Annotated in this window: 23 protein-coding genes; 4 read left to right on the plus strand and 19 right to left on the minus strand. The window is 47.5% G+C overall.

All coding sequences use genetic code 11. The features are described from left to right. Positions 1-2: 2 nt before the first annotated feature. The 11 genes from LC073_RS15230 to LC073_RS15280 all read right to left on the minus strand — a co-directional run bounded on the left by LC073_RS15230 (position 3) and on the right by LC073_RS15280 (position 8,067). Positions 3-212, minus strand: a complete 210-nt coding sequence (locus LC073_RS15230; protein WP_226648136.1) for a TraR/DksA family transcriptional regulator — start codon at positions 210-212, stop codon at positions 3-5. Positions 213-233: 21 nt separating this feature from the next. Next, the gene (locus LC073_RS15235) at positions 234-680 is read right to left on the minus strand and encodes a phage protein (RefSeq protein WP_226648138.1); all 447 of its coding nucleotides are present in this window, start codon (positions 678-680) and stop codon (positions 234-236) included. A 232-nt stretch (positions 681-912) separates the two neighbouring features. Then, on the minus strand, positions 913-1,497 hold the full coding sequence (locus tag LC073_RS15240; protein WP_226648140.1) for a hypothetical protein: 585 nt from the start codon (positions 1,495-1,497) through the stop codon (positions 913-915). Positions 1,498-1,762: 265 nt separating this feature from the next. Further along, positions 1,763-2,872, minus strand: coding sequence for a DUF2586 domain-containing protein (locus tag LC073_RS15245; protein ID WP_226648141.1), 1,110 nt, complete (start codon positions 2,870-2,872; stop codon positions 1,763-1,765). Positions 2,873-2,880: 8 nt separating this feature from the next. After that, positions 2,881-3,552: a phage virion morphogenesis protein gene (locus LC073_RS15250; protein ID WP_226648144.1), complete on the minus strand. Its 672-nt coding sequence runs from the start codon at positions 3,550-3,552 to the stop codon at positions 2,881-2,883. Next, a complete protein-coding gene (locus LC073_RS15255) occupies positions 3,527-4,015 on the minus strand; it encodes a phage tail protein (RefSeq protein WP_226648146.1) in 489 nt (162 codons plus the stop codon). Before LC073_RS15255 ends, LC073_RS15250 begins: the two co-directional genes overlap by 26 nt. Positions 4,016-4,018: 3 nt before the next feature. Beyond that, a complete protein-coding gene (locus LC073_RS15260; RefSeq protein WP_226648147.1) occupies positions 4,019-4,483 on the minus strand; it encodes a head completion/stabilization protein in 465 nt (154 codons plus the stop codon). 4 nt (positions 4,484-4,487) lie between these two features. Beyond that, on the minus strand, positions 4,488-5,249 hold the full coding sequence (locus tag LC073_RS15265) for a DNA-methyltransferase (protein ID WP_226648149.1): 762 nt from the start codon (positions 5,247-5,249) through the stop codon (positions 4,488-4,490). A gap of 101 nt (positions 5,250-5,350) precedes the next feature. Next, entirely contained in the window at positions 5,351-6,028 is a 678-nt protein-coding gene (gpM, locus tag LC073_RS15270; RefSeq protein WP_226648151.1) for a phage terminase small subunit, read from the minus strand. Positions 6,029-6,137: 109 nt separating this feature from the next. After that, on the minus strand, positions 6,138-7,172 hold the full coding sequence (locus LC073_RS15275) for a phage major capsid protein, P2 family (protein WP_226648152.1): 1,035 nt from the start codon (positions 7,170-7,172) through the stop codon (positions 6,138-6,140). A 61-nt stretch (positions 7,173-7,233) separates the two neighbouring features. Continuing rightward, entirely contained in the window at positions 7,234-8,067 is an 834-nt protein-coding gene (locus LC073_RS15280) for a GPO family capsid scaffolding protein (RefSeq protein ID WP_226648153.1), read from the minus strand. Between the two features lie 177 nt (positions 8,068-8,244). On the opposite strand from LC073_RS15280, the gene LC073_RS15285 reads away from it, so the two are divergent. Genes LC073_RS15285 through LC073_RS15295 form a run of 3 tightly spaced genes read left to right on the plus strand, consistent with a single transcriptional unit; the run spans position 8,245 to position 11,402 of the window. After that, positions 8,245-9,987, plus strand: coding sequence for a terminase large subunit domain-containing protein (locus LC073_RS15285; RefSeq protein WP_226648154.1), 1,743 nt, complete (start codon positions 8,245-8,247; stop codon positions 9,985-9,987). A gap of 12 nt (positions 9,988-9,999) precedes the next feature. Next, positions 10,000-11,061: a phage portal protein gene (locus LC073_RS15290; protein WP_226648155.1), complete on the plus strand. Its 1,062-nt coding sequence runs from the start codon at positions 10,000-10,002 to the stop codon at positions 11,059-11,061. Positions 11,062-11,111: 50 nt separating this feature from the next. Continuing rightward, positions 11,112-11,402, plus strand: a complete 291-nt coding sequence (locus LC073_RS15295; RefSeq protein WP_226648156.1) for an ogr/Delta-like zinc finger family protein — start codon at positions 11,112-11,114, stop codon at positions 11,400-11,402. Here the strand turns inward: LC073_RS15295 and LC073_RS15300 are convergent. Further along, positions 11,399-11,647 (minus strand): hypothetical protein, encoded by a 249-nt coding sequence (locus tag LC073_RS15300; protein WP_226648158.1) that lies wholly within the window; start codon positions 11,645-11,647, stop codon positions 11,399-11,401. The two genes, LC073_RS15295 and LC073_RS15300, sit on opposite strands and share 4 nt — an antisense overlap. Before the next feature lie 231 nt (positions 11,648-11,878). Between LC073_RS15300 and LC073_RS15305 the strand changes: the two genes are divergently transcribed. After that, on the plus strand, positions 11,879-12,235 hold the full coding sequence (locus LC073_RS15305; RefSeq protein WP_226648160.1) for a helix-turn-helix domain-containing protein: 357 nt from the start codon (positions 11,879-11,881) through the stop codon (positions 12,233-12,235). 7 nt (positions 12,236-12,242) lie between these two features. On the opposite strand, the gene LC073_RS15310 is transcribed toward LC073_RS15305, so the two are convergent. From LC073_RS15310 to LC073_RS15340, 7 genes are all read right to left on the minus strand, one after another. Then, positions 12,243-13,256: a hypothetical protein gene (locus tag LC073_RS15310; RefSeq protein ID WP_226648161.1), complete on the minus strand. Its 1,014-nt coding sequence runs from the start codon at positions 13,254-13,256 to the stop codon at positions 12,243-12,245. Next, the gene (locus LC073_RS15315) at positions 13,256-13,492 is read right to left on the minus strand and encodes a hypothetical protein (RefSeq protein WP_226648163.1); all 237 of its coding nucleotides are present in this window, start codon (positions 13,490-13,492) and stop codon (positions 13,256-13,258) included. Before LC073_RS15315 ends, LC073_RS15310 begins: the two co-directional genes overlap by 1 nt. A gap of 19 nt (positions 13,493-13,511) precedes the next feature. Beyond that, on the minus strand, positions 13,512-13,754 hold the full coding sequence (locus LC073_RS15320; RefSeq protein WP_226648165.1) for a hypothetical protein: 243 nt from the start codon (positions 13,752-13,754) through the stop codon (positions 13,512-13,514). Then, positions 13,747-14,190, minus strand: coding sequence for a hypothetical protein (locus LC073_RS15325; RefSeq protein ID WP_226648167.1), 444 nt, complete (start codon positions 14,188-14,190; stop codon positions 13,747-13,749). The genes LC073_RS15320 and LC073_RS15325 overlap by 8 nt, the downstream gene beginning before the upstream one ends. 3 nt (positions 14,191-14,193) lie before the next feature. Next, entirely contained in the window at positions 14,194-14,466 is a 273-nt protein-coding gene (locus LC073_RS15330; protein ID WP_226648169.1) for a hypothetical protein, read from the minus strand. A gap of 256 nt (positions 14,467-14,722) precedes the next feature. Beyond that, positions 14,723-17,374, minus strand: a complete 2,652-nt coding sequence (locus LC073_RS15335; RefSeq protein ID WP_226648171.1) for a toprim domain-containing protein — start codon at positions 17,372-17,374, stop codon at positions 14,723-14,725. A 93-nt stretch (positions 17,375-17,467) separates the two neighbouring features. Then, on the minus strand, positions 17,468-17,680 hold the full coding sequence (locus tag LC073_RS15340) for a hypothetical protein (protein ID WP_226648172.1): 213 nt from the start codon (positions 17,678-17,680) through the stop codon (positions 17,468-17,470). Positions 17,681-17,701 lie beyond the last annotated feature (21 nt).

Raw genomic sequence — 17,701 nt, forward strand, 5'->3', positions numbered from 1 at the left:
CATTACCGCCCTGTTTTCTCAAAAAATGCCTGGCATTCAATGCACTTAGTGATTCCCCCGAAGGCCTGGCGTGCTGCTGGAATTGGTTCGTCACACTCTTCACAGCTTTCCAGGCTGGGCCTGTCGAAGTTAGCGCGGTTGCGCTGTGCTTTTAGAGAGCGTGTCCGGTCCTCTTCTTCCAACTGTGACGCACGGTCAAATTGATCTGGCATATTCAGTCCCTAACTAGTCGATCAGTTCAGCCGTTCGATTTCTTCAGGGCGCAAATAGGACACGCCGTTAATTTTCACAAACTCGCGGCCAGTGACTTCAAAGCTGATGGTGTGCATTAAGCGCTCATTACTTTGGTTGGCATTGATCAAATCAGTTAGGCTCAATTTGCACTCGAAAGCCTCAATATTGAGTTTTTCGTCACTGGTTTCAGCGTTATAGACCAGATCAAAAGTTGGCAATCCCCGGAAACTGCCGGCTTCTTTGGCGGCCTGCACAATCACATCAAACTGCCCAGTATTGAGTTTGATTTCACCGCTGGCAGCCACATCGCCCTCAATAAAACCATCAGGAATCCCACGGGTTTTAGTGGTGCTAGTGCCGTCCTCAATGGAAAGGCTCGCCTCTTCAAAATTGACACGGTAGCTACCGATCATCACATCCACATCGCGCCCGGATAATTTGGACATAGATAAAAACCCCAAGAACTAAAAATTAAAATTAAGTATTTTGGACAAAGCCAACCCTTTTGCCCTTTATCCCTACCTTAGAAGGAAGATAAAAAACAAGATATAGAGTTTTTTACATAACACTCAGATCAAACAAAAGATCTTGTGAAGATTAAAGCAGGCTTTAATTTGAGCCGCGTTAGATTTATATCAATCAATCAAAAGTACAAATCAAGAATACAGTTAGAAAAATTTAACCTCTAGGAACCAAATTAAATAGACAGCCCGGCTTGGTGCTTTCCCCACTTTTAGCATTCCAGCCGCAACAAGGAAAACGCTTAGTACCTAAAACCACCCCTTCGGAACAGTTTATTTGGTCATCTTTTATAGTCATTGCTGCCCCTTTCGAATACACGTAATTAATTAAAACTAATGCTTGATCTCCCGGTCGTTGAGCTTTCGCAGATACAGCTAGATCTATCACGCTATTAGGATTTACATCCACACACCAAAATACAAAACCCCGTCCTTCAGAATGCCTACTTTCAATTTTGCAATATTTCTTAGCATCCTCATTTAAAGTTAATTTTATGTCAGTTGATTTAGGAACCACATTAACTCTAATAAAAATCGGAAGAGCACCTTCCGGTATTGAATTGGGCGCCACAAAAGTCAAGTGGCTCGAAAATTCTTTCTGGCTTGACGATGGTGCAGCTGTAACTTCATGGGGTATCACTACAAGCATTAAAAATGCACATAAACCTAGAATCTTCATACTTAGCCTCACTGACAAATCAAACCTCATGCCCCCATCAAATTGTAAATAGAGAATACTCATTTTAGAGCCTCAAAATTTCAACAACTACACAAACCATAAGGTTTTATAAAGCATTAGACTTCTCAATACGCACATTAGAGGTAGTGACTGATCAGTTAGAAAACTAAATATTTCATTATTGCCTTCCTTGATATAGAAATATGTCTTTGTGCGTTTTATATATAAAAACTAGCTATTAGCTTTCACTGCCACTTAATAAACTCAGGAGTTCATAATTTATGAACTGATGTTCAAAAGATAAATTCACTATCCCGATAAACTGAAATCAGCCGCCGTTGCTTAGATCCAACGCAATATTGGCAGTAATGGATTTTGGCGAGTTATAGGGCGTAACCTTTAGATAAACTTCAACCTTGTCACGGGTGGGCCAAACAATCTCGATATCTCCATCCTTGGGCGCTTTAATTTCACCAGGAAATTCATCTGTTCCAAGGCGGATACTGCGCGCCATCTGTCTTAAAGGGCGGGAAAAGTAAGTTTTGTTTGAGGCGATAGAAATTGAGGTGCTATTTAACTGGCGATTACCCACCCGAAAGATGGCCAACACCCGGATAGCCCGCGCTGCCTTGTCCACTACGCGCAGATTCTCAATAACCTGATAATCCCCGCCTTCCGCGTCCAACAGATTGCAGTCGCCCCAGTAGGTGCCCGGATAATCTGGATAGGTTTGCGGTACGGACAGCCTCAGCGCGTCCAGGCTGGACAACAGAGCGTTGTCCAGGGGTACGCCGTCCTTATCGTTGGGAACCGATCCCAAAGACAGCACTGGCCCTGTGCCAACTCGCATTGGGGTATCGGCGATGCTGACCGCACGATTACACAGACGCCCCACCAAGGCCCCCAAATTGTTTCCATGCAATAGGGGGACCGGGGAAACCCTATAGGCGTTGACCGGCTCCACAATGGCCGCCTGTGCGGCCAGATAGTCACTCCAGGTTTGGCTAGTGTCATCGATGCCGGGGGTAGCGATTAGGATGCCCACGCGGCGGCCCAGGCTGGTTCTAATACTCTCAGCCTTAGCAAAGGCAACATCCAAATCATTAGAGACTAGGGCCGGGGTACAGACGGCCACCAGTTCCGGCGAGACACTCTGCATCGCGGTTTCCAGAGCCGCTTTCCAATCGTCGGACACATCCAAGGGCACCGCCCAGGCTTGCCAGTTCTCACCGCCGTTCGCTTGTGCGGCCGCCACTTGGGTTTTCAGCTGGGAGTCAGTCGCGCCCAGCAGTTGATCCAGGTCGCTCTGTGAATTGAGCGCGACCACCGCGCCTTTGTTGGTATCACCTACGCCGAGGAAAAGCGCCTTACGTTCGATTTCGTCAAAGCTGCCCTGCCCTAAATTCAGGTTATTAACACCTACTTTACCCAGTGCCATTTGGCCCCCTATACGCTGTGAATGCGTCCGCTTGTTTCATCAAAAAGTTTGCTGGCCAGTTCGGAAATTTCCCGTTCTGTCACCCCTAAAAAGCTGCGTTCCGGTAATTCGATTACCCAGCGACTTTTACCGGGATCGTCGCGCAGCTTTCGTAAAATCAATCCCGCTTGCCCCAGGCTGAGGTTTTCCGTTATCCAACGGATAGTGGGTTTCTTTTTTCGCCCACCGGGCAAGCGCACCTTGTAACCTTCCTTCTTCAGTGCCCGCGCCTGATATCGTGTTGCCGGCGCTTGGTAGTCCGGCTGACCGTAGACCTTTTTGGCTTTCTGGCTGGTCCACTCTTCCGGCTCGCCGTACTGGTGCTGGTGGGCAATCTCGGCGGTTTTGCCATCAGCAAAAAACACTTCACCACCCAATTCCACGCCGCGCGCTCTCATCCGTTTACTCAGGCCTCGTAACATTTTTTTACGGCCCTTTTTATGGCTCTCCTTGCGCTTCTCCCAGGCGTTGCCGTCCAGGGCTTTCTGTTCGCGCAAACGCTTGCGGCTATAGATGCGTACTTTGCGGGCGAGCGTGCCACCCAATCGCCGCTGCTTAGCCGGCGGCATCTTCAGCAGCTGCAATTGCTGCCGCGCCTTGATATGTCCGCTTAAATCAATCTGCACGGCTGTAGGGCGCATCAGTGGGTAGGGTCTTGTTGTCGCCTACCGCCACTTGGTTTGGTTCATCGATCGGCACCACCGCCACCGCATAGCGTTGGCCTTGGTAAGTAATCGGGCCGTTATCATCGGGGACTAAATCGACGTTCTCTAAAAAGCGGATGGTGATTTCTACATCCACCAGATTTTTATCAATGGGTGTGACTTCAATCTCCGGTTCGGCGAGTTGGTATTTGTCCCTGTCCTTGTCGTGCTCCATTAACCAGGTTGTAACCAGTGCGAACAGCAAAGCAGAATCGCCCCGGTATTCTTCCAATAAGATAACCGCGTCATATTCCGCACGACTTACCCGAATACCATTACCGAGATTCTTACTTGCTGAAGCCAGGCGTCCGTTTTCCATCCAGGCATCAAGTTTTGTTTCCGCGACTAAATTGGCGGAAAGTAAATGCGCGGTGATGGCTTGTAGCTTTTTTCCTGCCATGGTTTAAATCAGCTCTACGGTGATATTGGTATCGATACCGCGTAAATTACGAACCGCCCGGTCAGACTCTGCGCGATACATTTGTTCTGTTTCTAGACTTTCCGCCGCTTTATGTTCGCCAATCTCCCGCCGCGTGACAGTCGCGAACTGTCGGAAAGCCATTGCCGTTGCTAACGAAAAAACAGCGCGTTGATACTGAATAACCAGCCGGCTCTTTCCGCCTATCTTTTGCGCTGGTATATCAGCCAGGGTGGCGTGGTCCCCTGCCTGCCAAGTCTTTTGCTCTTCCGTCAAACGGTCATTCACATCGATGACGGCTAACCGCAAAAGGTGCTCCGCCTTTTCCTGCATGATATCCGCAGGAGTACCGTACATTTTTTGGAAATCCCCCAGGGACAGGTCAGGGAAAAAGCCATCATTTGCAATAACAGTTTCCAAATAGCTTGACGGTCTTCCGGTAAAGCTCATTGCGTCATGCCTTTCTGATTGAATCCCTGTAGGTAGCCCGCAGGCGTTTCTTCGCTATTTCAAAGTATTCCGGGCTTGCCTCAATCCCAATAAATGGGTGGCCGGCTTTGATTGCCGCAACCCCAGTAGAGCCGCTACCCATAAAGGGGTCGATAATGGTTTCCCCTGGCGGCACCACTTGCACGAGATGATCCATAACAGCGACAGGCTTGCCGGTCATGTGTAACTTTTCTCTTGGGTTGACTCGCTCACGCAGAGCCCCTTTTAAGTACACCGGGTGCCGATCCCCGTAGCATTTCCCCTTAAATCCCCAGGCTATATATTCCGCCTGACAGCGAAACTTTCCTTTTGCAGGTCTGACGGACTCTGTTTTGTCCCAAGGAATAATGCCGTTAAAAGAAAATCCGCCCGCTTGTATATAATCCGTGGTAGCTGGCAACTGTCTCCAATCACTAAAAACGCAGATTGGCGAGCCCGTTTTTACCAACCGATAACATTGACTAACCCATAGAGACGCCCAGAAAGCAAAACTGCGCTGATCCCTGTTTTCACCCATAAATTCTGGGAATTTGTTTTTTACATCATTATTTTGATATTTTTTACTTGGCACTTGTGCATTGGTTAAAGAGGATGTTCCGCTACTGGCATAAGGAGGGTCAGTAATCACCGCTCCCAAACTATTACTTTGCAATTTCTCCAATATCGCCAAGGAATCCCCCTGATAAAGAACAACATTTCCAACAGCAAAGCGCTTTATATCCGTCACTACAAATACCTATTACAACCTTTAAAAACGCGGCGCCAAGTGGTTTGCTTGAACGCGCAGGGCGACAGGCGCCCCACTGGCCCGCGTGGGTGGGGGACTCGTTACAGTTTCTTTCTTGCCATTTCCAAGCGAGTTTTCACTCCCGCTTTGTCATTGACTTCTTGTGCCCTTTCATACCAATGCACCGCTCTGGCAAAATCTTCCTGTTGGTCACAGATCAAACCAGCCAGCTTGTAGAGTTTGCCTAATACAATGACGTTAACCACTGGCCAGCGCTGTGTTTCAACCGCCTTTAGCACTTCTTCAAAGTAGGGGTGAGGGCTGCGCTGTTTTTTATATTCACGCTCTGCCCAGTCGTGCAGCTCTTCGGCGGTATAGGTCGGCAAATCCCGTTTAAATCTCTCTGGCATTTTCTGCTGTTGATCAATGGCGAAATTGGCCAGCTCCAACGCCTGCTCAATATCCTCGACATCCAGTAACCAAATGACACACCACACCAGCAGGGGATAAGGATAATTTGCACCGCTCTCCATAAAATCGCGAACTCGCGGAAGATATTTAGGCAGCAACTGTTTTTTAAGGGCGATTTTCTCAGCGATATTTTCACGCTCAGAAAGCAGCTTTAAATCGTGCTCCAATTCACTCTCTACCACTACGCGGTCGTGGTTGGTTTTCATCTTCTGGCCGGGTGTTTCGGTTTCTACCGCTTCTGCCTCTGTCTCTAATAGGTGGACAGCAGCAGCCAAGCATCTCTTTTTATGACGCAATGCAAGACTCATAATCATTACCCGTTTTTGTGTTCTGTAAATCAGGCGCTTTAAAAAGCCCCCGACCAGTCGCTAAATCACGGTGGCCGAGGGAAGCCCGCTTGCGCCTATCCGTAATCTATTAAGCCCAACCGCCCTGACCGTCTGGCAGCTCCACATTTTTAAATTCGATTGCGGCCGCTTTATCCAATGTTTCCACCACGTAGGCTTCATTCATGGTGTTGTAATGTTCAACACGGTCGCGTTTGCTGTTATCTTCGATCTTCTGGCGTACTGCACCGTTTTGGTAATACAGGCTTAAGTTGTCCCAGCTGGTAATTAACAAACCTCGCGCAGGGAAGAAGGGCAAGGAGTGGGAGGGCAAACCGCCATAGGTGCGAGTCACCGCGCTGTTTTCCACTCGCTCTTTCTCGCTGGGTTTTTGACCCTGAGAGATATAAAGCTGTGACTTATCCTGTGCTAACAGGTCACGGCCAATTACAGCCACCAAGTCATCGCCATCGCGGAACGGGTCCGCTACCAATTGCAATACATCGTGAACCAGTGCATCCAAGTTGACGTAATCACCACCGGCGCCAATACGAATTTTCCCGGCGGTTTCACCCTCTTTCAGCATCTGGGCACTTGCGTTGTAATTGCGCAAGTGTTGAAACCAGCCTACGTTTACATCTTCGCCGTTGGGGTTAGCGTTGGAATTCGTCTCAGCGGCAGCTTGGGCACCATAAAAACCGTGTTTGATTCGCGCATGGGCAATGGCTTTGCGCACATACTTCATAAAGCGGTCGTTAAAGTCGGAGAATTTCGCCCAGGCATCCAGGGTTTGATAGAGAATGTGAACGTCATATTCCGTTTTCACGCATTCATAACCGAATGCATCTAGGCCCAGTGGGTCTACGGTCTGGCGGTCATTACTTGTGGTATTGGTTCGTTTACCGACCATGCCATTTACTGAGCCGAGAATTTTCTCGCCTTTCAGCTCATCCACGCCAATTACATTAATGCGCTGTAGAAAAGCGGAAGACTCGACTATTTTGTCCATCAGCCTTTGTTCAATGCTTGGTGTAGCTGCAAAGGACTTTTCTACATTCTGGATGCCATACGTTTTGGCCATCCTTTCAATCATTGCGGAGTATTTCTGTCGAGTGTCGTTGCGCATAAAATTGTCTCTGAAAATTTTAAATTTGGTTAGGGACTCACACTATGAAAAATGTAGTGTCTTAAATAACTTCTTCCTCAGCGCCTCCACTACCTTCGAGAACCTCTGTACCCTTAACTTCAGTTTTCAGCGCATCACTGAATTTCTGCTCCAGATCATCAACTTTGGTTTTCAGTGCGTTGTACGCCTCAAGAGAAACTGTCTCTTCGGTTTCAGACTTATCTGACTCTCCCTTGTCATCATTCAAGGAAAACTGCGAATACTTCTCACCCAATGCCTCAATTTTTTCATTTTGAGATTTAATCTCGCCCATAAGCTGGGTAAATTGTTTTTCATTCATAGCGTCGCTGCCCTGCTCTCTCTGTTCAGGTGGTGTGGTGGTTTCTGATTCGCGGCCAATGCTCTTAAGGAATCGACTAAAAAGACCTTGGCTGCCTTCCAGCTCTAGGGTAGGAATTTCAATTGCGGAGGAAAAGTAATTCTCGGGGTTTTGGGCACGGCTAAACTGTAATTCTGAGGTGCCTAAACTGGCGGGACTATCTGTTACCGCGAGGCCGGCAAGGTAGGCTTTGCCGCTGTCGGCAAAGTTCGGTTGAATTTCAATGCTGGTGAATAGCTTTTGGCCACGATTGTTTAAATACATCAGTTCATCCGTTGGCGATAAACGCGCGAACAAACACATACGACCTTTACTATCCTTTTCCGCCTTTACTTCCAAGACCTTACCAAAGTTGCCAAATATACGGATGTGCTCATACCAAATATTTGCGGTGTACTCTTCCGGGTCATAACTCTCCGCCATTTGCTCAATTTCTTCTGAGCCAATATTGCGACCGTCGATAGTAGGGCCACTGGTAGCCACTTTCACAAAATCGGTAGAGAGCTTTCTGGACATGGTTTCCGCAGTTCCTTGATTAATTTTTATTTCCCCTTGGGAACAGCCCGCAGATTAAGAGCTAACCAAACCCCAAACAATGAGCGGAATTCCTACGAATTCCGATATTGAGAAAATAGGTATTTATAGGAATTAATTTTCATTATTCCCTGCGTCTTCTTCCGTACACTGCGGCGCATGGCTACTTACTCAGATGAAATAAAAACTGCCGCCAAAATGATGTGGCTGCGTAGGGTGTCCGCACGAGAGATTGCGGAACAGTTAAACCTGAATAATTCGCGGGTGGTTTATCAGTGGGCGGAAAAAGGCCACTGGGAAGAAATGCTTCAGCATGAAACCGTGGAGCAAGCCACCGCTCGCCGCCTGATTGTGTTGGTTGAAAAGCCCAACAAGACTAAGGAGGATTTCACTGAGATTGACCGTCTCAGCAATCTACTGGATAAGCTGGCCGGTATTGACTTAAAGAAAGCGCGCATGGCCAAAGAGAAAGCCATGGCCTCGCGTGGCGAACGCAGTGAAGGCAGGGGGAAAAAGAAGAAGCCCAAAAACGACATCAGCGAGATCACCCCCGAACAGCTGGAAAAGATTCGCAAAGAGCTGTTTTACGAGTATCAACACCGCTGGCATGAAAACAAGGATCAGCGAACCCGCTTTATCCTTAAATCCCGCCAGATAGGCGCAACTTATTATTTCGCCTGGGAGGCGTTCGAGGATGCAGTCACAACCGGAGACAATCAAGTATTTCTATCAGCAAGCCGTAACCAAGCTGAAATATTTAAAGCCTACATCATTAAATTTGCCCGAGAGTATTTCGACGTTGAATTAAAAGGAGTAGATTTTATTGAGCTGTCGAACGGTGCAGAGCTTCGATTTGTCTCGACCAATGGCAGGACCGCACAAGGGTATAATGGCCACTTCTATGTGGATGAGGTCTTTTGGATTCCAGATTTTGAAAGAACCAATGAACTCGCATCAGGTATGGCTTCCCATAAAAAATGGCGCCGCACTTATTTTTCAGTTCCTTCGATAAAAAGTCATAGCGCCTATGACATGTGGAGCGGAAAGGTCTACAACGATAATGCAAAGAACAGAGCAGATTTTGACCTAAGCCACGATGCACTCAAAAACGGAAAACTGGGGCCTGACAGGATATGGCGGAATATTGTTACCGTCATTGATGCCGAGGAGCAAGGGTGTGATCTATTTGACTTGGAAGCACTCAAAATTGAGAACAGTAAATCGGCATTTAATAATAAGTATATGTGCGCCTTTATGGAGGCGGGCCTATCGGTCTTTAAACTAGATGATCTTCTATCCGCTGCCGTTGATTCAGACAGCACCTGGAAAGATTACAAGAGAAAAAACCAGCGCCCCTATGACAACCACCCGGTGTGGATTGGCTACGATCCTTCCCGTAGCGGAGACGGTGCCGCTATTGTCGTATTGGCACCACCTTTAAAAGAGGGCGAAAAGTTCCGGGTACTGGAAAAGATCGTTATGCGTAACCGCGCCTGGCAGTGGCAGGCAAATCGCATGCGCGAATTGATCGAAAAATACAATGTGCAATTTATCGGTATTGACTGCACCGGCCCCGGCCACGGGGTATTTGAGATGGTGAAAGATTTCTACCCCCGCGCCACACCAATACATTACGGCCTTGAGACAAAAACCAATCTGGTCCTGAAGGCCCAGGATGTTGTGGAAAGCCATCGTATCGAGTGGGACGCCGAGCACACAGACATCGCCCAGGCTTTTCTACAAATCCACCAGACAACCACCGGCAAAGACCAAATCACCTATGCCGCCAACCGCTCAAGCGCTACCGGTCACGCGGATGTGGCTTGGGCGATTATGCACAGCCTCAGCAATGAACCCCTAAACCGTAAACGGCGAAAGTCTTCAGTAGCATTTGCCAGTTAATACGAGATCACTATGGCTCGAAGAAAGAAGAAATTAACTTCACCCAAAAAACAACAATCCAGCATGAATGCAAGTCCTCAGCCTGCATCATCTGGCAGCCCTACCCTATTCAGCTTTGGCGATCCTGAACCCGTTCTGGGCGGTAACTGGGGGGATTATCTCGGCACTTTCTTAGAGCCCAGTGGCGACTACTATGTACCGCCAGTCAGTCAAAGCGGCCTGGCAAATTTACTGGGAGCCAATGCCCACCACGGCACCATTCCCTATTTTAAGCGCAACCTTTTGCGTAAGTGGTTTACCCCAAGTAATACCTTGCGGCCTGAATGCCTGGCAAATGCCGGGTTTGATCACTCGGTATTTGGTCACTGTTACTTCAAGAAAATATTTAACCCGTTTAACCAGGTACTACGCCTGGCACACTTGCCAGCGCTCAACATGCGTAGAATGAAGGACGCCGACCGCTTTTGTATGTTGCGCCCAGGAGTAGATCCCATTGTTTTCCAGCCCGGCGAAGTGATTCAGCTGAAGGAATACGACCCAACCCAGCAGATATACGGCAGACCACAATATTTAGGCGGTGTTCAGTCTGTGCTTTTGAATGAGGACAGCACCCTATTTCGACGCAAGTATTACAACAATGGCGCCCACATGGGTTACATATTTTATACAACCGATAGCAATCTATCTGATGAGGATGAAAAGGCCATCAAGGAGCAAATCCAGAAAAGTAAAGGGGTTGGCAATTTCCGTTCTATGTATCTCAACATCCCCAACGGTAAAGAGAAGGGGGTCCAGATCATCCCCGTTGGGGATATTGCCACCAAAGACGAGTTTGATCGTATTAAGAGCCTAACTCGCAACGATATCCTCAGTATGTGGCGGATACAGCCAGCACTGGCAGGAGTTATGCCTGAAAATACAGGGGGGTTCGGGGATATAGAGAAAATCACCCGTGTTTACTACGAAAATGAAGTGCTCCCAATGCAGGATGTGTTTATGCAGTTGAATGAATGGCTTCCAAGAGATAAAAAAATTAGATTCGAAAAACCGGATTTCACAAAAAACCAAACCTGAAGGTTTAATTTTAATACTTATTGTTTTATTTATAAAACCGGGATAGTAAAATGTGCAAATACTTTAGGGAAGGTTCCGAGGGAGACATGCAAATTAACTGTATTAAATGCGGTAGTAAGTCGATCATTACTAGTCGCAAAGAGTTGGACCCCAAACTTTCTCAGCTCTATTGCTCCTGCAAAAATATTGAGCACTGTGGTCACACCTTTGTTATGGATTTAAGTTTCAAGCATACAATTTCACCGTCTTTGGTAGATCGTCGCGCCCTGCTTATTGATATTCTAAAAGCCATGCCAAACACAGAGCGCGATGAGATATATAAACAGGCCGCAGCTTGTTAAGCTGCACTTGTCAACAAAGCTGGGATTTTTTGTAAACCTTCCTCCATCCTCTGCTGAATGCGCACCAACTCTTGGTCTATCAATTTCATGTAAGCGGCTAATGATTCAGTAGGAACATCACCATCAATTATTTTTAATGCTAGTCGCACATTCGACAAATCATCGACAAGCTCCATTCGCCGCTCTTCTACCATCCTAATAAGGGATATAGGCATGTTGACAGGTCCACTTTCAGCATTAGTCATCTTTTGAAACTCCTTCTAAAAACTAAGCTCAATAAATCAACCTTGCGAAAAAATTCCATAAGTTAGGTAATTTTTGGAACTTTTTACCACTTGGCCTCCGGTGCTGCAAATCGATTTTTTTCACGTTGCGAATATCGCAATTCTAGACAGTAGAGATTTCGATATTCGCAATTTTGCTTATAATTTGTACAGACTGTGCCCAGTTTTCGGATTAATAGTGGTGTACAGAAATTGACCGTCAATCATTATTCCGAACTTCAACAACAGCGAATCTCCATTGCTAATCGACTGCGACAGGCACGCATCAAGACCAAAATCACCGGACGTAACTTTGCGAGTCAGATAGGAGTTCCTCCTTCTACCTTGTCAAAAATGGAAAAGGGCCAACAAACAATTCCAGCCGAACTGTTATTGATTTGGTGCAAAGCTTTGAGTATCTCGACTAATGAGGTACTTGGCTTAGCTGATTTGGAGTGGGGACCGTTGGTAGGGTATGTGGATCTTTTCAGAAAACTCAGCTCCCAGGGGCGGGAGCTGGTTCTTGGTCATTTGGAACTAGTGGCTAAACTTGAGAAGAAAAAGCGATAAGAATGAATTAGCTGTGATTTACTAGAACATCATTGCACAAAGCAAAGCCTCTCCCACTACGAGTTAGCACCCCAGCTTTTTCCAGGTATTCAAATACCGGTTGTACAACATTGTTTCCGCCCCTGACTTCCCTATTAATATTGCGCATCACTGGCTTCTCTCCATACTCACCGGCGGCTATACGCTGGGCTAATTGCTGCTGTTCAGGTGTTAGCTGGCTAGCCGTAGTCAGTATCTGGTTTTCTGGTTCTTTCGTTACTTCTCCACTTTTATCTGTTTCTGCTTGGTTAACCGTTACAAGCTCTGTTAATGATTCATTCTGGTTGCTTTTAACAGTTACAGCACTGTTAAAAGCTAGTAATGCCACCAGCCCTACCAGGTCAGTGATTACTGCCAACGCCAGAAAAGCACTGTGCTGTATCTTGCTGGCGTCCAGGTGGGTAAGGGTTGCCAAACCAGAAAATGCCGCCTGTGCGCTGTCTGTGGTGCTTCCTTGCACCGATTTTAGCTGGGCCAGTACCTCATCCCGTCTTGCTTCCAGTTCATCGAGTCGTTTATCCGTTTTAACAGCCACTTTCCGAAAATCCGTTGCCGCATAGTCGGCAATAATCCCGTTTATATTGTTTATTCGTTGGTTATAACTGTTCAGCTGTTGTTTCAACGTCTGATACTCCACACTGTTTACCGCGCTCACTTGCTGTTGCTCCGTTGTGTGGCTCTCCAAAAAACCAACGGTTGCGCCGATACTGATCAACACCAGAAACGGCCAGAGGAACAATAGAACATTGCCAATAAACCGGCCCTGGCTTCTCAACCAAAGCCCCAGGGGGGCAAAAGAAAATTTGCATAGCTCCAGGGCGGCAGCGGTTAGCCCTGCCACCACCCCGCCAGCGGTCAGCCCCCAAACCAGCGGCTCACCTTCCGCAGAGGGAATCGAAATCCACAACCCCACGGTGAATACAACGGAAGTGCCGCAAAATATCAGCGCGGCAGCTCCTGTGATCCATTTCCAAAAAATCACTACTCGCCCTCCTTTGCTTCTTTTAACTTATCCTTTAACCAGGTGGTGCCCCTTTCTATCGCTGTCAGTTTTGAGGCGCCGGTAACGGGCAAACGAACCTCACCCACACAGGCACGAAACATTAAATCTGATTCCTCAATATCCACTTCAGCAGTAACACCGATATCCAATAAAAACTTGGCTCTTTCTGGGATTGAGCCCAGCTTTTCCCAGGCTTCCATTTGCTCTTCAGTCACTTACTATCCCCCACTTTCCCTAGTGAATTTTTCCTGATCCCTTGCACAAAACCCCGGTGGACTTTGATGGGGTTTTGATCTCTTCTAAAATGCCTATCGCACAATCTGCTAGTTGACTCCTCGCCCAGTCCGTGTTGTAGGTAATCTCTGCGGTTAGCTTTCCACCATTGATTAAGTGCGCTTCATACCCCCCTAACATTTCAGCTAAATAATGGATTCGATCTAACAAAGCGGTAGAAATGGCTATTGTTGATTTAGGCATTAGCAAACCCTCCCAGCTCGCGGTTTAGTTTCTTTAACTCTGTGGCGCGTTCTTCATGTGCTACAAAAATCTCCTGAGCTGCCTTGAGTTCTCGCGCGGCTTCCTCTTTGCCAACCGTGGTAGTTTCCGGGCAGGCAATACGCTCTCGACACAGGGCCAACGCCAGGCGTACTTGGCGGGCTTCAGCGAGGTCGAGTAAAAATACTTCCTTGGGCATAACGGTTTCCTCATTGTTAAATCGTGCAAACTGTTGCGGGCGCTGCCCGCGATAGGTGTAGGCGGCCTCACGGTAGAGGCAGCCAAATAGCAATTCATCGCGCACAACCTCGGGCCAACTACAGGCCGTGTGTATCTGTGCGTTGTTCAACCAGGCGTTGTAAACCTGCACTTCTGTGATCTCTCCCAGAAATAGCGACAGGCTGCGCTGGTGTTCCATGACCTAGCCCTCCCCCTGTTCACGTATTTCGCGCACTTGGTCCCGCAGGCTGTTTAGACGTATGCGCATATCCATTGCTAGGTTGGTGCTCTGTTTCTTCAGCCACTCCCTAACCTCACTGCGGGAACGGGTACAAAGCAGATACCAAGCCAGACAGTTACGGCGGTGGGACTCGCTGTTGGTGTCGGTGGCGCTAGAAATAAGAGGGGGGGTATCGGAAAGACCTAACCGGCCTAACACCCCCTGAGTCGCATCTAAAAAGTCCTTGTTTTTCATGCACTTAGCTCTCTAAATTCGGTTAGGTTGCAAACCTAACCTGACCTAACCAAAAACCTAACCAATTGATTTATAAGGATTTTTTTAAATCTAAAAGTTAGGTTTTAGTTTTTTTGTTTTCCTAACTTGGTTAGCCCTCGGTTAGGAAAAAGTTAGTTTTTCCGGTTTCCCTGAATCCCGCGTGGTTGCTAGCTTTGCTGGCTTTTTGGGGGCCCGGTTAGCTCGGTTAGGTCTTTCCGAAACCCCCTATGGATTCTCAAGCGGCCCCCTTATCGGCGTCCCGGTTCTGGAAAACCCAGCAATAACGGGCGCGATCACCATCGATTGCCGACTTCACGTTTTTACAGCCCACGAACTTGTGGCGGCGGCTATTGGGCAACAATTTCTTAAGCTCTTTGATATCCGGGTGGTCCACCTTGGCCAACTCGCACTGCTGCTTGTAATGAATCAGGTTAATTGCAATAAGGCCGTTGTCTTTGCTGTGGTTGAGGGTTTGCGCCTCTATCTTTCCGGCGTTATTGGCGTACACATCGGGCGCATGGTGGTCTTCCACCAAGCGCACATTGAGGTAGTCGTATATCTCCCAGAATTTCTGCACCTCCGGGTGATCCGCACTAAGACGGCCCTGACGGTTCACAGCGCGGGTATAGATAAAGTGCTGAATATCCGCGATGGTCTTAGGCTCAAGAGAGGGGAACAGGATTGGCAAGGCTCCTGCCATGGCCGAAACCATCGCATGGGTTTTCACCACCCGCTGGTCGTGGATCTCACCTCGGTGGGCATACTCTGAATCTAGGAGTGGGTAGTCCTGTAGGATTTTGGCAACAATCGCTTTTTCATGGTGCAGGGCAGCGGGGAGAAAGCCGCTAACCTCTTCTACTGCGGCCCTTTCAAAGCGCTGTGCTAACAGCTTGGTCTTTTCTGAGAAGTGGGCCTTGGTTGCATGGCAATGGACAATCCGCGAGAGAAGCGCGGGGCTACCGTCTACCGTGTCATTCTGGGCAATCACAATGGAGCCGCGAAACGGCGGATCTACGGTTTCATTGCCACGATTGAAAGCACCGGTTGAGCGAATAGCGCGACCGTTATAGGCGGTTTTCAATTCCTCAAAGTCAAAGGCGCCCTTCTTGGCTTTGTCGTTCTGGCGGTCGGATTCAATCAGCACCACCGGCATATTGGACAACTGCGAGAATGCGCGTGTGCGCGCGGCAAATGTGGCTTTACTGGGATCAAACCCTTCAAAGTCATCACGCCCACACAGCTTCCACAAAAATTCAATTACTGTGGATTTACCGGCGCCATGCTCGCCGGTTAGCTCCAGGAATGGAAAAACTTTCAGCTCTGCGCGTATCTGCTCAGCAAACAAAGAACCCATCCAGAAAGCTAGGGCAACCATGCCAAGGTGAGAAAACACCAGGTGATAGTCATGTACCCAGCTGGGATCAAAGCTTTTATTGTTGTGAATATAGAAACTTTTAAAGCCCGTTTTTATACGGTGCTTACCTGCAACAAAATAGCCTTGCTTATTTACTTTTAACCGGCGGCCATTGTGAAAGGCAAAATCCTGAAAGACATAGGTTTGGCAGGATTTGTCGTACCCCTGAAAGCTAATGGTCTGTACTTGCTTAACGCCATTATCAAACCAGCGATCACGCAGCATTTTTAACTGGTTTTCACTGCCATCAAAAGTGCTGCCGGGCGCCTGATTGAGTAGCGCCTTATTAAATGACTTTGGGCTCTCTAGGTTTGAGCCGGTAAGAGCTACTTGTACGCCCTTGCCCCGTGGGGCATGAATATCAAAGAAGTAGGCAACATCCGAAGTTTCTTGATCAATCTCACAATAGAGAAATTTAGGAAGGCAGTTGCTAATGCTATTAACATCTAGGTTACTGTTGAAAAGTTCCCGCCCTCTATCTGTGGCCAGGGCATCTTCAATAGTTTTTACCGCTTCTTTTTTTGTATCGGTGTCTTCTATATCAGTCTGATTTTGATCCTCAATTGATCTGGACAAATCTTTGTTAATATCATCATCAATATGTACGGAATAAAGACGGTTATTGAAATCAAGCACCGTATAGTTACGGCGCTTTTTGCAATACCAGTGGTAGGCTTTTTCTTCAATACTGCTGGCAGTAAACAGGCGCCCTCGGTATAGGCACTCTTCTATAAAGTCAGGTGTTAATTTCTCCGCTCGGTATAGGTCATCCCAGTCATTACCACTACCAACCAGCGCAACGTCCACTTTTTCTTTCATGGTTTGCAGACGTTCATAATATTTTTTGGCCATGGAACGACCGGCAAAGTCATCATCATAGCCAAGGCGCCAGGTTATGCCCTGGCTTTTGTGCTGTTCTATTAGCTGAGTTGGGAGGTTGTTACTAGAAAATGCGGCGACCACTTTATATCCGCACAACCATAAAGCGATTGCATGAAAAATGCCCTCAACAATAAAAACTACATCCCCCTCTTCTATTTTTTGCGAAGGTGGCTGCCAGCATTTTCCTCTGTATTTAATATCCTTCTTAAAAAAGGATTTATCACCTAGCTCACGTTCGTGAGTCTTATTAATGACGCGATCCCAGTAGAATCCATCCCAAAGTTGGAATCGAACGACTGGGGCATATCCTGCCCCATTTGGGAGTGGCCGCGCCGCCTGTTCAAACCAGTCTCCCACTTTAAGAAGTGGGAACTGGCGGACATGCTCAATATAAGCACAAGCGGTCGCGTTGGGTTCTTCAGGAGTTGCCGGGAATCTTTCAGAGAAATTTTCAAAAATATCTGGATAAATATCCCTAACAGACTCCTCATAGCCGCAATTGTTTTTATGGTTACAGCGCACGACTATCGGTTTTTCAACACTTATCCAGGCCGATTTTTTTCCGCAGTCTGGACAAGTTCCAGAACTCAAAAATTTACCACTCCTTTTGAATTTGAAACTTAAATCTTTTTCTAGCGATTCAATAACATCGCTGTTTATTTGGCTGTAGTCCATGACCGCACCCTATTCTTCAATTGAGTGTGGGTCTTCTTTCAAGCAGATTTGGGCCAGCTTAACCATGTTTATCAGGTTGTATCGGCCGATCTTGATTGTTGGAAGGTAGCCACGCTGTACCTGACCCCGCACAGTGGCAAGCGTCAGACCTGTATCAATCGCGTACTGCTCTTGAGTTGAAACGGGGGATTTAAGGGTTGGTGGGTCTAGTTTCTCGCGCACTTCAGCTGTCCTTTAATACTC

Source organism: Microbulbifer variabilis, assembly GCF_020524905.1.
Classification (GTDB): domain Bacteria; phylum Pseudomonadota; class Gammaproteobacteria; order Pseudomonadales; family Cellvibrionaceae; genus Microbulbifer; species Microbulbifer variabilis_A.